Annotated in this window: 14 protein-coding genes, 1 pseudogene and 1 riboswitch; of the genes and pseudogenes, 10 read left to right on the top strand and 5 right to left on the bottom strand. The window is 58.6% G+C overall.

Annotation, left to right across the window (positions count from 1 at the left end):
• Positions 1 to 260 precede the first annotated feature (260 nt).
• From WB402_RS12090 to WB402_RS12105, 4 genes are all read right to left on the bottom strand, one after another.
• Positions 261 to 998: a hypothetical protein gene (locus WB402_RS12090; protein ID WP_424208192.1), complete on the bottom strand. Its 738-nt coding sequence runs from the start codon at positions 996 to 998 to the stop codon at positions 261 to 263.
• Positions 999 to 1,075: 77 nt separating this feature from the next.
• Positions 1,076 to 1,438, bottom strand: a complete 363-nt coding sequence (locus tag WB402_RS12095) for a hypothetical protein (RefSeq protein ID WP_424208193.1) — start codon at positions 1,436 to 1,438, stop codon at positions 1,076 to 1,078.
• Between the two features lie 64 nt (positions 1,439 to 1,502).
• Complete coding sequence (locus WB402_RS12100) at positions 1,503 to 2,417, bottom strand: lysophospholipid acyltransferase family protein (protein WP_424208195.1); 915 nt, start codon at positions 2,415 to 2,417, stop codon at positions 1,503 to 1,505.
• Positions 2,410 to 3,381 (bottom strand): lysophospholipid acyltransferase family protein, encoded by a 972-nt coding sequence (locus WB402_RS12105; protein ID WP_424208197.1) that lies wholly within the window; start codon positions 3,379 to 3,381, stop codon positions 2,410 to 2,412. Before WB402_RS12105 ends, WB402_RS12100 begins: the two co-directional genes overlap by 8 nt.
• A gap of 249 nt (positions 3,382 to 3,630) precedes the next feature.
• Here WB402_RS12105 and WB402_RS12110 point away from each other — a divergent pair, with 249 nt between their 5' ends.
• The 3 genes from WB402_RS12110 to WB402_RS12120 are packed head-to-tail and all read left to right on the top strand — an operon-like array spanning position 3,631 to position 6,963.
• Entirely contained in the window at positions 3,631 to 5,502 is a 1,872-nt protein-coding gene (locus WB402_RS12110; RefSeq protein WP_424208198.1) for a CHASE2 domain-containing protein, read from the top strand.
• Positions 5,499 to 6,107 (top strand): hypothetical protein, encoded by a 609-nt coding sequence (locus tag WB402_RS12115; protein WP_424208200.1) that lies wholly within the window; start codon positions 5,499 to 5,501, stop codon positions 6,105 to 6,107. The genes WB402_RS12110 and WB402_RS12115 overlap by 4 nt, the downstream gene beginning before the upstream one ends.
• Before the next feature lie 13 nt (positions 6,108 to 6,120).
• Positions 6,121 to 6,963 (top strand): M48 family metallopeptidase, encoded by an 843-nt coding sequence (locus WB402_RS12120; protein WP_424208202.1) that lies wholly within the window; start codon positions 6,121 to 6,123, stop codon positions 6,961 to 6,963.
• A 73-nt stretch (positions 6,964 to 7,036) separates the two neighbouring features.
• On the opposite strand, the gene WB402_RS12125 is transcribed toward WB402_RS12120, so the two are convergent.
• Positions 7,037 to 7,705 carry a tRNA 2-thiocytidine biosynthesis TtcA family protein gene (locus tag WB402_RS12125; protein WP_424208204.1) on the bottom strand — a complete coding sequence of 223 codons (669 nt, stop codon included), beginning with the start codon at positions 7,703 to 7,705 and terminating at the stop codon, positions 7,037 to 7,039.
• Between the two features lie 154 nt (positions 7,706 to 7,859).
• On the opposite strand from WB402_RS12125, the gene WB402_RS12130 reads away from it, so the two are divergent.
• The 7 genes and pseudogenes from WB402_RS12130 to WB402_RS12160 form a co-directional block, all read left to right on the top strand.
• Positions 7,860 to 8,270 (top strand): rhodanese-like domain-containing protein, encoded by a 411-nt coding sequence (locus tag WB402_RS12130; protein WP_424208206.1) that lies wholly within the window; start codon positions 7,860 to 7,862, stop codon positions 8,268 to 8,270.
• 86 nt (positions 8,271 to 8,356) lie between these two features.
• The gene (gene metK, locus WB402_RS12135) at positions 8,357 to 9,544 is read left to right on the top strand and encodes a methionine adenosyltransferase (RefSeq protein ID WP_424208208.1); all 1,188 of its coding nucleotides are present in this window, start codon (positions 8,357 to 8,359) and stop codon (positions 9,542 to 9,544) included.
• A gap of 41 nt (positions 9,545 to 9,585) precedes the next feature.
• Positions 9,586 to 9,674: riboswitch (S-adenosyl-L-homocysteine riboswitch) on the top strand.
• Positions 9,675 to 9,690: 16 nt separating this feature from the next.
• A complete protein-coding gene (ahcY, locus tag WB402_RS12140) occupies positions 9,691 to 11,115 on the top strand; it encodes an adenosylhomocysteinase (RefSeq protein ID WP_424208210.1) in 1,425 nt (474 codons plus the stop codon).
• 78 nt (positions 11,116 to 11,193) lie between these two features.
• Positions 11,194 to 12,039, top strand: coding sequence for a methylenetetrahydrofolate reductase [NAD(P)H] (metF, locus tag WB402_RS12145; protein ID WP_424208212.1), 846 nt, complete (start codon positions 11,194 to 11,196; stop codon positions 12,037 to 12,039).
• A 19-nt stretch (positions 12,040 to 12,058) separates the two neighbouring features.
• Positions 12,059 to 12,874 (top strand): RMD1 family protein, encoded by an 816-nt coding sequence (locus WB402_RS12150; protein ID WP_424208214.1) that lies wholly within the window; start codon positions 12,059 to 12,061, stop codon positions 12,872 to 12,874.
• Positions 12,875 to 12,927: 53 nt separating this feature from the next.
• Positions 12,928 to 13,884, top strand: coding sequence for an MBL fold metallo-hydrolase (locus tag WB402_RS12155; RefSeq protein WP_424208216.1), 957 nt, complete (start codon positions 12,928 to 12,930; stop codon positions 13,882 to 13,884).
• Between the two features lie 9 nt (positions 13,885 to 13,893).
• A pseudogene (locus WB402_RS12160) lies at positions 13,894 to 14,065 on the top strand (prolyl aminopeptidase); the annotation flags it as partial.

Raw genomic sequence — 14,065 nt, forward strand, 5'->3', positions numbered from 1 at the left:
GGTGGCTCCGCCCCTGCACCCTGGGTGACTTTCTCTTGCTTGTCCAAGAGAAAGTCACCAAAGAGAAAGACACCCGGTCGCTTCGCCGCGCAAAATACGCGCGGTTCCCTGCGCGCCTCGCGGCGGCCGGGCGCTCGCCTAACTCGCCGGGCGCAAAATACGCGCCTCGGGCTCGATCAGGAGTCTCGCGAAGACTCCCGGCCTTGCTCGGTGCTCGGCTCGCTCCGACGGGAGGATTAGCAACAAACTCAATGGTTGAGCTAACTTGCGCGCTGTCTTTGCACGTCCGAATGGTCAGACTTAGTGAGTAATATTTTCATTAAGAGTCCAGCAAAAACTAGAGGAAGAACTGTCATTGCTGTAGTAAAAACAACTCTCATATACACCGCTGCAATCCGATGCTCACTCAATAGCAAGTTTGATAGTAGAGCCATTCCGAGCATAACAAACCAGAAAACAATGTTTCTACGCGTTCTGGTTGGTCCCACTACAAAAAAATAAATTGTGAGAATTGATAATATCGTTATCAATGCAGATAAATAATTTGCATACAAGATCAACATGAACGCAAGGGGGAAATTCACGACAACTGCATCAGGTGAGTCAAGAGAACCAGGGTGCCGCATGACATACCGCGCAACGGAAATCTCACTATAGGCGATCACAACACATGGTATTACAGTTCCGATATAGAGCATGAACTCGAGCAGGTGTTTGGTTCGTTGACTGCGTAAAGTGAAAGACAAACCCCAGAATACAAGCCCAGCAATCATGACAATAACTGACATAACGAAAAGAACCGCTAAGTACTTTGCTTCCGGGCGTATTAGAAACCCAGCCAACGTCAGAATCGCCCACACAATAGGAATGCTGGCCCACATATAGCGAGGCTTGTATCCTTTGACCTTCGCGCGACCAAAGTCGATTGCAACTAACGTAGCCCAAAGCACGATTGAGCACGCTAAAGCTACAATCATGTAAAATAGAATGTCTTTCATTTTTGGGTAACTCGCTATACCGGACGATGCGGGGAGCAGCAATTAGTTTTTAAACGTGCGCGCAGCGCACGCACCACTCACTCTTGGGCTTCCGTAAAAAACGCGCAGGACTTTTCGAGATCAACGAACTGCCGCTGAAAATCCAGCATCGACTTCATCAACACATCGCACTGCGGCGAATTGAGCACGGCATTCAGCTGCCCGGCATCCTCCCACCAATACTCCAACACCCCATCGAACGGTTCCCCAAAAGCACGCCGCTCGCGCAGGAGCACGTTGGCCTCCACCATTAGCGTCAGATCTTTTGCATGTCCCGTCGCCCCGGTGTATTCCACCACCCGACCAATGATGGCGTCTAATTTCGGGTCGTTCCAAAATTGACGGAACTGCTCGGAGCTGATGTCTGAGCGCTTACGCACGCAGTTGATGAAACGGATCATGCCTTCCCCAACGAGTGGTGACTTAACCGTAAAGAATAGACCACAAATTCGGGCATGAAGCCGGCTAATAAAATCCCGGATCACCCTTCGGCCGCGTTTTGAACCGTTTGTGCAGCCAGAAATACTGCTCCGGCATTTCCCGCACCGCCTCTTCGATTTCCCGGTTCATGCGCGTGGTATCGGCGACCGGGTCGCCGGAAGGAAAATTATTCAGTGACGGGCGGAAATTGATTTCGTAGCCGCGCCCCCCTGACAGCTGGCGTGTGATGCACGGAATCACCACCGCGTTCGTCATCTCCGCGAGACGCGGCAGAACGATAAATGTCGCCGCGGGGATGCCGAAGAACGGAGCGAACACCGAGTTACGCCTGCCAGCGTCCTGGTCCGGCAGGTAATACAACGGCACGCCTTTTTTCGTCTGTTTCACCAGCGCCGTGAATGGTTTGTTGTGCTCCACCAGATGTGCCCCAAAGCGTGCGCGTGCGCGATACATAACATGTGCGAGCAGCTTGTTGTCCGGGTGACGAAACACCGATATCACCGGCCGTTCGGCCGAGGTGCGTATGCCGCCAATGTCGAGCCCGAGAAAGTGCGGCGCAAGCAGGATGATGTTTTTGTTCTCGCGCAGCGCCTGATCATAATGCTCACGTCCGCGAAAATGCGTGAGGCGCCGCAATCGAGATTCCGAGGCCCACCAGCCAATACCGATATCGAGCAGCGTCTGACCGAAAGCACGAAAATGCTTGCGCGCGATGCGCGCCTGCACGTTTGGCGACAGCTCCGGGAAACACAGCCGGATGTTGACATGCACTACATGTCGCCGCGAGGCATGCAGTGCATACAACAGCATGCCCAGTGCCCTGCCGAACAGCGCAATGACTGGCAGCGGCAGCCAGCTAACCCCGCGCATGAAGCCAAGTCCGATCCACGTCGGCCACCAGCGCGGATGCAGGAAATGACTCAGGCGGGTTTCAGCCATAGGGCGACGGCGCGTGACCCGGGCGGGTCTTAAAGAGCTTGAAGGTCCACAGGTACTGCTCCGGCATGTGCCGCAGGCCTTCCTCGATCACGGCATTCATGCGCGCGGCGTCGTGCGTGCGGTCGCCGTTCGGGAAATCCTCGAGCGGTGGCTTGAGAATCACCTCGTAGCCGCGTCCGCCGGGGAGCAGGCGCGTGAAGCACGGCACGACCAGCGCATTGGTCAGGCGCGCCAGCCGGCCGAGCGTGGTGAGTGTTGCGGTCGGCACGCCGAAGAACGGCACGAACACCGACTGGCGCTGGCCAAAATCCTCGTCCGGCAGATAGTAAAACGCGAGCCCCTGCTTGAGCCCGCGGATCACGGGACGCAGACCCTGCTGGCGCGACAGCAGGAAACAGCCGAAGCGCATGCGCCCGCGATTCAGTAGCGCGTTGACCACCGGATTGCGCTGCAGCTTGACCATCGAGAACTGCGCGCGTTCGCGCGCGATCACAGCTCCACCGAAGTTCATGCCAACGCAATGCGGCGCGAGCAAAATAATATTCCGCCCGCGCAAATCCTGGTACTGCTCCAGACCGCGGATATGTGTTTTGCGCAGAATGCGGCGCTCCGAGGCCCAAGCGAGATACGCCAGATCGAAATAGCTCTGGCCGCTGACGATGAAATGCCGTCGCAGCAGGCGTTCGCGTTCGCGCAAACTTAGTTTGGGGAAACACATCTCGAGATTGATGCGTGCGATCTTTCGGCGTTTCGCATTCGTGACCATCATGAGCAGTCCCAGCGCCGCACCCACGGCGCGCGACAATGCGAGCGGCAGCAACGCCATCAGCCGCCACAGGAACAACCACACCCAGCTCGGCCAGTAGCGCGGTGCATAGCTGCTCTTCGTGTGCCTGAGCGTCAAAAAAGAAAGCGACTGATCCGGGATGTCGGCTTTCGATTTGGTCGAACGTGATGCGCTCATCGAATGACTGTCGCGCGCCGACGCGGCGCGGCGGCTTGGACTCGGCTCCCTGCTGGGTTAGTCTCGGCTATCTTATGTCAGGACGAACGAGCGAAGCGAGTAGGGCTTCATTGCCGACAAGACGAAGGAGCATAGCGACTAAGGCTTCGTCTTATGACAGGACGAACGGAGCGCAGCGAAGTAGGGCTACTCGTCATATGACAAGACGAGCGAGCGTAGCGAGCAGGGCTACATTAATCGACAAGACGAATGAGCGAAGCGACTAAGGCTTCATTTTCGATTACAAAAACGGCGCGGCGGCACACCCCGTTTATGCTCGCCGTCATCGTCTGGCTGGCGGCACTCGCGGCGGCGCACTGGGATACCGCCAACCGGCTGGACAACCTCTACCTCGACTGGAACCTGCGCAGCCTCGCCACGCGCCTGCCGCCCGACCCGGACATCGTCATGATTGACATCGACGAGCCCACGCTCGAGGCCATGGTTCCCGATTATGGCCGTTATCCTTGGTCGCGCGCCGTGTTCGGCCAGCTGCTCGAGGGATTGGCGCACCAGCAACCGGCTGCCATCGTCTTCGATATCCTGTTCATCGACCCGCAAAAGGAGCATGTGGCCGATGACCTTTACTTCATCCGCACAGCCGCAACCTTGCCCAACGTGTATTTTCCGATGGTGCGCCTGTCCGCCCCACCCCAGGCCGAGCGCGGGAATGGTTACCCCCTGAAGCAATTGTCGAATGCCACGGCCGGGCCCATCGCCGACCCCGAGGCACGTGCCGCCCTGCTGCTGCCGCTGCCGGGGCTGACCCAGACCGGGCGGCTCGGCACCATCAACGTGATTGCCGATGCCGACGGCGTCATCCGGCGTTATCCAATTTATCTGGATGCTTACGGGTGGCGTATTCCCTCTTTGCCCGCACGCGTGGCGCGCGACTTGGGTTACCCCGTTCCCGATTCCGCGAACCTGATGCTGACCTGGCACGGTCCGACACGATCCTATCGCACGGTTTCCTTCCATGACGTATTCACCGACCTCGAGCGCAAACAGCGGCAGCGCCCGGCGGATGAATTCCGCGGCAAGATTGTGATCGTCGGCACCACCGCCTCGGGTCTGCACGATCTCAAGCTCACGCCCCTGGGCGCCAATTACCCTGGCACCGAAGTACTGGCCACGATGTTCGACAACCTCAAGAACGGCGAGCGACTCCAGCAGGCGCCTGACTGGACCATGCCGGCGATTGCCGGATTCGTACTGCTGATGCTGGCGGGTGCCTTTGCCATCGGCCTGAGCCCGCTACCCCTCGGCATCGGTTTGCTGGCACTGTCGGCGGGGTTTGCGGTCAGCGGCTGGGCGGCCCTGATCTTCGGCCGCAGCGTCGTGCCGGTCGTGAGCCCGTTGCTGTTTGGCTGGCTCTATTTCGTGCCAGCGGCGGTGCGCGCCTACTGGCACGAGCGGCGCAACCGTCAACGCGTGACACAACTGTTTTCGCGCTTTCTCGATCCGCGCGTGGTGAAAGGACTCGTCGAAAAAGGTGAAACCGACGCGGCGTTGTCGGGTCAAAAGCGCGAGATCACGGTGCTGTTTTCCGACATCCAGGGATTCACCTCGCTCTCCGAACGCAAATCGGCACCGGAGATCGTCGATTTGCTCAACCGCTATTTTAGCCTGCAGGTCGACGTGATCTTCCGCCACGAGGGAACGCTGGACAAATACATCGGCGATGCCATCATGGCGTTCTGGGGCGCGCCGACGGATCAGCCGGACCACGCCTGCCGCGCACTGGCCTGCGCACGGGAGATGGAACAGGCGCTGAAGCGTTTCAAACTGGATATCGGGGCTGACGGCGAGCAATTCGACATTGGCATCGGGCTGCACAGCGGTGAAGCGGTAGTGGGTTTCATCGGCTCGCCGGAGCGCCGTCAGGATTACACCGTGATCGGCGACACCGTGAACACCGCGAGTCGTATCGAAGGCGCCACCCGCGGGCGCGGGCGGATTCTGGTTTCGGCCGCCGTCCGCGCCGCCTGCGACCAGTACACGTTTATCGACCACGGTGCTGTCAAACTCAAGGGCAAGGAAGAACCGGTTCACCTGTTCGAACCGAAATGGGAGTCATCATGAAACGATTCGATATCATGCTATTGCTTTTCGGGCTCGCCGTGCTGAACACGGCTTGCGCCGAGGAAAAAAGCGACGCCGGTAAAACCGTCATCGTGGCACAGAACGGCGCTACCGCGACTAGGGAGCCCGTCACCGTGGCCATGAATACCGGTTCCAAGGCCAGGGAAACCGGCACGACACGGGTCGACGTCGAGCTGATGGCCACGCCCTATCGCGACGCCAAGACGGCCGGAAAACTGTCATCGAACACGAAGGTGGATATCCTCGAACGCCGCGGCGGCTGGCTGCGGATCTCCGCCCTGGGCAAATCCGGCTGGGCACGCTTGCATCAGGTGCGCGCCGGAGAAGGCCCGGAGGCAAAAAATACCGGCGGTGGCCTCACAGCGCTCAAAAATGTCAGTCAAACCGGACGTTCCGGGTCGCAGGGCATCGTCGCCACCACCGGCATCCGCGGCCTCAGCGCCGAGGAACTCAAGAGCGCCAAGCCCAACCCCAAGGCGGTGGAGTCCATGGAAGCGAACCGCGCGAGTGATACGACCGCACGCGACTTTGCGCGCAGTGCCGGATTGAAGGATAAGGATGTTCCATTCCTGAACAAGGAATGAATTGAGAGGATTCATGAAAATTTCCAAAATTGCATTGTTGCTCATCACGGCATTGGCGCTCGCCGCCTCACTGCCGGCAACGGCTTTCGACATCAACAAGCTGCGCAGTGTCGGCGAGAAATTCAAACCGCTGAAGCCGACATCCGAAAACGACGAGATCACACTCGGCAAGGACGTGGCAGCCAATCTGCTGGGCGCGTCCCCGTTGGTGAATGACCCGGCACTGCAAGCCTACGTCAACAAGGTCGGCATGTGGGTCGCGCTGCACACCAGTCGCCCCAACCTGCCATGGCGTTTCGGCGTGCTCGACACCAGCAGTGTTAACGCATTCGCCACACCCGGGGGGTACGTGTTTATCACCCGCGGCATGCTGGTGCGCATGCGCGACGAATCCGAACTCGCCGGAGTACTGGCACACGAGATCAGTCACGTCGTCGAGAAGCACGCACTGAACACCATGCGCAAGGACAAGCTGGTGGACATGGCGAGCGACGCCCTGAGTCGCAACAAACCGGAATACGCCAAGCTCGTGAGTGCCGGCACTGAAATCTACACCCGCGGTCTGGACAAGGAGGACGAGTTCGCCGCCGACCGCATGGGTGTGGTGTTGGCCGCGCGTGCTGGCTATGACCCTTATGGCCTGCCGGCGACATTACAGACACTTTCCTCGATTAATCCCACGGATGATGCTGTATCGCTGATGTTCAAAACCCACCCAGACTCGGAAAAACGTTTGGAATTAGTTACAAACGCCATGGAAGGACATTTGGATCAGTATGCTGATCAACCAAAGATGGAAAATCGCTTTACATCAATAATTAAATCCCATTATTCGATGTATAAACCAGTTAAATAATAATATATTACCACTTCTTGCATAAGAATCTGGATAATTTGCTGTAAATTTATAAAGTGGTAATAAATAATAGCTAATCCGGCGTATTTTCACTCATGAGAGGACGCATTGCTGTCAGAAGGCTAGAAAATATATTTTTGTGGTTTTTTTCCTGGTCAGCCAGCAGGGTCTTCATGTTCATGCGCTGGGTAGGCATGCGGAAACAGGCGGGGCAATTGTCCATAATGGCTGGGAGTCCGGCGCGACGGGCAAAGTCAGCGGTCTGACGCTCGCGCGCATACACGAAGGGGCGGATGATACGCATGTCACCGGCGTCATTCAGATAATGCGCCTTCATGGTGTGCAGTCGGCCGCCGTAAAAAGCGCTCATCAGAAACGACTCGGCCAAGTCATCCAGATGATGCGCCAGGGCCAGGACGTTGTAACCTTGTTCCCGGGCCGTAGCATAGAGAATGCCGCGGCGCATGCGTGAGCAGTAAGAGCAGAACGAGTCCCCGCGCATGGTCGTACGCGCGCGGCCAACGATGTCCTGACGGCGATAGAAATAGGGAACGCCAAGCGCGGCGACATAGTCCTTGAGGAACGACGGATCGAAGCCATCGATGCAGGGATCAACCGTGGCCGCGGCCAGCTCAAAACGAATCGGAGCCTTGTCGTGCAGGTGCAACAACACGTGCAGCAGCGACAAGCTGTCCTTGCCACCGGACAGGCCAAGCAACACGCGATCGCCCGGACGTATCATGGAATAATCCGCAATGGCTTCGCCGGCAGCGCGCAGCAGCGGTTTGGGCGGTTTAGTGCGCGTTATGGAAACGGACAAAGTATGGGCAGGCAACATAAGCTGCTAAGTATGCCTAATCAGAACGGTCAGGGCACGCCCCGACCAGGAGGGTAACATGAGCGATAAAGTCAAAACCCTGAACCCCAAAGAGGCGTACAAGTTATTGCAGGAGCACCCAAACGCGGTATTGATCGACGTGCGTTCGCACATGGAGTACCTTTTCGTCGGGCATCCGGCCGGGGCTATCCACATTCCCTGGATCGATGAGCCGGACTGGAAGCGCAATCCGCACTTTCTCACCCAGGTACGGCAAACCATGCTCGGCGGCGCCTCCGGGGCGGCGCCGGTGGTGCTGATCTGCCGCAGCGGGGTGCGCTCGCTCGAGGCCGGCAAGGCCCTGATCGAGGCTGGAGTCAAAGACGTCTACAACGTGGCAGAGGGCTTCGAGGGGCAGCTGGATGAAAAACACCACCGCAGCTCTCAAGGCGGCTGGCGATACCACGGGCTACCGTGGGAACAATGCTAGTTTTGATCATTGGCTGTAATTTGGCCCGAGATTGATTAAACTGCGCGGTCTCAAACGATCCATACAGGGTGGAGAGAAGTTATTTTATGGCAGACAGTTACCTTTTTACCTCTGAATCGGTGTCGGAAGGCCATCCGGACAAGGTTTGCGACCAGATTTCGGATGCCGTACTAGACGCGATTCTCAAGCAGGATAAATCGGCGCGCGTGGCCTGCGAGACGCTGGTCAAGAACAATCTCGTGGTGCTGGCGGGCGAAATCACCACGCGCGCCACAGTGGACTTCGACCGTGTCGCCCGCGACGTCATCCGCCACATCGGCTACAGCGACGAGATGGGCTTCGGGCCCGACTCATGCACCGTGCTCACCGCCATCGGCCGCCAGTCTCCCGACATCGCACAGGGCGTGGACGAAGGCAAGGGTCTCGATCTCGACCAGGGTGCCGGCGATCAGGGCCTGATGTTCGGCTACGCCACCAACGAAACCGACGTGCTGATGCCGATGCCAGTCACGCTGGCGCATCGTCTGGTCAAACGCCAGGCCGAGGTTCGCAAGAACGGTAAACTGACATGGCTGCGTCCGGATGCCAAATCCCAGGTGACCGTCAAATACGTGGACAACAAACCGGTGGGTATCGACGCCGTGGTGCTGTCGACCCAGCATGCCCCGGGCATCAAGCATGCTGATCTCAAAGAGGCCGTGATCGAAGAAATCGTGAAACCGGTCCTCCCCAAGGAGTGGCTCGGTAAAAACACTGAATACCACATCAACCCGACCGGCAGTTTTGAGATCGGCGGCCCAGTGGGCGATGCTGGACTTACCGGACGCAAGATCATTGTCGACACTTATGGCGGCATGGCGCGTCACGGGGGCGGTGCCTTTTCCGGCAAAGATCCCTCTAAAGTTGACCGCTCGGCGGCCTACGCCGGACGCTATGTCGCGAAGAACATCGTCGCGGCCGGGCTGGCCGCGCGTTGCGAAATCCAGATCGCCTATGCCATCGGCGTGGCGAAACCTGTCTCGATACACGTGGACACTTTCGGCACCGGCGTGATTCCGGATACGAAAATTGCGGAATTGGTGAAAAGCCAATTCGATCTTCGTCCCAAGGGCATCGTTCAGATGCTCGATCTGTTGCGGCCGATCTATCTGCCGACTGCCGCTTATGGCCACTTCGGCCGTACCGAAGCCGGCTTCAGCTGGGAACGCACCGACAGGGCCGAGGCACTGCGCGAAGCGGCAGGCATCAAGTCGCGTAGCGCTGCCAGCGGATAAGCTCATCATGTCGACGCCGGTTTCACGGCGGCGAGGCGTTGCTCTCCGAGGAGCGTTGCAACCCCCAAAGCTATTACGCTGGGGCCAGGCTCGGAGAGAACGTCAGTTAAAACAACGGCGCTCGCTCAATTCACGGAGCTAGCATCATGAACGCTGTCGTCAATCCGAAGTTTACCGATTACAAAGTCGCGGACATCAAGATCGCCGACTGGGGCCGCAAGGAAATCCAGATCGCCGAGACCGAGATGCCAGGCCTCATGGCGCTGCGCGAGGAGTTCGGCGCGCAGAAACCGCTCAAGGGCGCGCGCGTCTCCGGCTCGCTGCACATGACCATCCAGACCGCGGTGCTGATCGAGACCCTCGTGGCGCTGGGGGCCGAAGTGCGCTGGGCGTCGTGCAACATCTACTCCACCCAGGATCACGCTGCTTCGGCCATCGCCGCCGCCGGCATCCCGGTGTTCGCGTGGAAGGGCGAGACGCTCGAGGAATACTGGTGGTGCACCGAACAGGCGCTGACGTGGCCGGACGGCAAAGGGCCGAACATGATCCTTGATGACGGCGGCGACGCCACCATGCTGGTGCACAAGGGCGTGGAATTCGAGAAGGCCGGTAAAGTGCCGAATCCCGAGCCGAACGCGAACGAGGAATGGAAGGTGTTCCTGGGCCTGCTCAAGCAGAGCCTCGCCGCAAATCCGAAGAAATGGACCGAGACCGCCCGGGCCATCCGTGGCGTGACTGAAGAAACCACCACCGGCGTGCATCGCCTGTACCAGATGCAGGAGCGCGGCGAGCTGATGTTTCCGGCGATGAACGTGAATGACTCCGTCACCAAGTCCAAGTTCGATAACCTCTATGGCTGCCGCGAGTCGCTGCTCGACGGCATCAAACGCGCCACCGATGTGATGATTGCCGGCAAAATCTGCGTGGTGCTCGGCTACGGCGACGTCGGCAAGGGCTGCGCGCAGGCGTTCCGCGGCATGGGTGCGACCGTGTGGGTCACCGAAATCGACCCCATCAACGCGCTGCAAGCGGCGATGGAAGGTTATCGCGTGGTCACCATGGACGCCGCCGCGTCACAGGGCGATATTTTCGTGACCGCCACCGGCAACGTGCACGTCATCAGTCACGAGCACATGAAGACCATGAAGAACGAGGCGATCGTGTGCAACATCGGCCATTTCGATTCCGAGATCGACATCGCCTCGCTGGAGAAGAATTACCGCTGGGATGAAATCAAGCCGCAGGTGGATCACGTGATCTTTCCCGACGGCAAGAAGATCATCGTGCTCGCCAAGGGCCGGCTGGTGAACTTGGGCTGCGCCACTGGACATCCGTCGTTCGTGATGTCGGCGTCCTTCAGCAACCAGACCATCGCGCAGATCGAGCTCTTCAGCCATCACAAAAATTACGAAATAAAGGTTTACGTGCTGCCGAAAAAGCTCGACGAGAAAGTGGCGAGGCTACACTTGAAGAAGATCGGCGCGAATCTCACACGTCTCAGCCAGGAGCAGGCCGACTACATCAATGTGCCGGTGGACGGGCCGTATAAGCCGGATCATTACCGGTACTGACGTGAGGAACCGGGTGTGAGGAGTGAGGAGTAACGACGCATTGCTCCTCACGCCTCGCTCTTCACACCTCACGCAAACATGGACTCGCAAAAAAAATATCCGCGCACCTTCAGTTTCGAGTTTTTCCCGCCCCGGAACGAGGAAGGGCGGGTCAAGCTGCGCGAAACTATCCAGCAACTTGCGCAACTCAAGCCCAAGTTTTTTTCCGTCACCTTCGGCGCCGGCGGCAGCACGCGCGAAGGCACTTATGAAACGGTGAAGGAGATACAGGCACAGAGCCAGCAGGCTGCGCCGCACATCTCCTGCATGGGCACCACGCGTTCGGACATTCGCGCGCTGCTCGACAGTTACCGCCAGATCGGCATCCGCCATCTGGTCGCGTTGCGCGGCGATCTGCCCAAGGATGCGCCCCAAACCGGGGATTTTCTTCACGCCAACGAGCTCGTGGACTTTATCCGCGCCGAAACCGGAAATGAACTCATCATTGAAGTCGCGGCCTATCCGGAATTCCATCCGGAATCACCGAGCGCCGAGTCCGATGTGCGTCACTTCGTGAACAAGGTCAAGGCAGGGGCGGATTCCGCCATCACCCAGTACTTTTTCAACGTTGATGCCTACTGGCGTTTCGTGGAGGAATGCGAGGCACTGGGTGTCGTCGTGCCGATCGTGCCGGGCATCATGCCGATCACCAATTACAAACAGCTGGCAAGGTTCTCCGACGCCTGCGGCGCCGAGATCCCGCGCTGGATCCGCCGGCGGCTGGAAGGGTTCGGGGATGATCTCGATTCGATCCGCGCCTTCGGGATGGATGTCACCACCGACCTGTGCGACAAGCTGCTGGTCGGTGGCGCCCCGGGGCTGCATTTCTACACCCTGAACCGCGCCGGGCCGACCTGCACCGTCTGGGAACGACTCGGGCTTTAGATCCCGGCAGGACAAGGATATGGGTCCCAAAACCAATGAACTGACCGCGCGCCTACCGGCGGGCAAGCCATTGCCCGTGCGCGCCTGTTTTCTCGGGGAGCGCCTGAACCTGCGCGGGTTGCCGGAACCGGCCGTCACCCTGGGTCCGCTCACGGTGTCGGCGGGTGAAGCCGGACTGGCGGTGCTGTTTCGCTATGGGGCGGTGGTGCTGCTCAACCTGAGCGAGGCGGAGCAGAAAATCTTCCTCAAAGACCTGCGGCCGCGGGTGGAGAACCCGCTGCGGCGGATGGAAACCGAAGATGCCCAGCTGTACGTCGTGGGCAAACAACCGGAGGGGGTGACGCCTGAGGGCATCGGCATCGCCGACCTGGCGCTGGCGCGCCTGCAAATCGTGGCGATCGCGCTGGCACGCAGTGTCGCACTGGCCTACTACGAGAATGCCATGGCCAGCGCCTTTGATCTGATCGAACCGCTGGCGCGGCGGCTGGAAAATCCGCGCGGCGGTGGGCGCCGGCTGCGCGAGCTGTTGCGTCACATTGGCGGCACACTGTTGGTACTGCACAAGATGACCGGGCGCGTGGAGATCCAGGACAAGCCGGACCTGCTGTGGGACCACCCGGAGGTCGAGCGCCTGTACCTGCATCTGGAAAATGAATATGAATTGCGCGAACGCAACACCGTGCTCGAGCGCAAGCTAGCACTCATCAACCAGACCGCCGAGACGGCGGTGAACCTGATGCAGAACCGCAGCATGCTGCGCGTGGAATGGTACATCGTGGGCCTCATCGTGTTCGAAGTGCTGTTATCCACCTACGAGCTCTGGTTCCGGCACTAACAACGCCAAGCGACGGCATTCTACTGATCGCTTAACGCAAGCAGAAAGTAATCATGCGCGCACTATTTACGGCCCTGGCGACGTCTATCCTGCTCCTGCTTTCCTGCAGCAGTGCAAAGGCACCGCCGATCGAGCGCGAATATGCCCTGACGCAGATAACTGACCACGTCTACGTCATCCACGGTCCCAATGAAAATCCAAACCGCACCAACCAGGCATTCTCCAACAACCCCGGTTTCGTGCTCGTCCATGGTGGCGTCGTGGTGATTGACCCTGGCGCGAGTGTCCAGGTGGGAGAAATGGTGCTACGTAAAATCGCGACGGTTAGCAAGGACCCGATCATCGCCGTCTTTAATACCCACATCCACGGCGATCACTGGCTTGGCAATCAGGCCATCAAAGCCGCCTATCCCAAGACGGTGATCTACGCTCACCCCAAAATGATGGAGGCGATCAATGCCGGTGAAGGCGACAACTGGATAAAAATGATGAACGCGGCGACTCAAGGGGCGAGCCGCGGTACAACGGTAGTGGCGCCGGATATGGGGCTGGATCATGATGAGGCACTCAAGTTGCACGGCACAAGCTTCCGCATCTACCACAATGACCGTGCGCACACGGACAACGACATCATGATCGAGGTGGTTGAGGAAGGCGTGATCTTTCTTGGTGACAATGTACTGAACAAACGCATCGCAGCCAATTTCCCGGAGCACGGTAATATTCAGGGCCAGATCGCGGCCATCGACCTGGCGCTCAAGTCCAAGGCCACGCACTTCATCCCTGGCCACGGGACAAGCGGCGGTCGCGAAATTGCGCTGACCCAACAGACGCTTCTCAAGCTACTACGCTCTTCGGTAAAAAAATACTACGATCAGGGGCTGAGTGATTTTGAAATGAAGGACAAGGTCATGCGCGATCTTGACGCTTACAAGGATTATTACGATTTCGACAACCTCGGGCGCGTCATCAACGCCGCTTACCTGCAAATCGAAACCGAATCTTTTTAGCGCAATCCCTTGCATAAGCTTTTCCCCGAAATTAAACCCTATGCGACGCACCGGCTCACGGTCGATGCTCCGCATGAACTGCACATTGAGGAATGCGGCAATGTCACGGGGCTACCGGTGCTGTTCGTGCACGGCGGTCCTGGCGCCGGGTGCGAGGAATATCACCGTCGCTTTTTCGATC

Origin of the sequence: Sulfuricaulis sp., from assembly GCF_049587675.1 — a bacterium.
Classification (GTDB): Bacteria; Pseudomonadota; Gammaproteobacteria; order Acidiferrobacterales; family Sulfurifustaceae; genus Sulfuricaulis.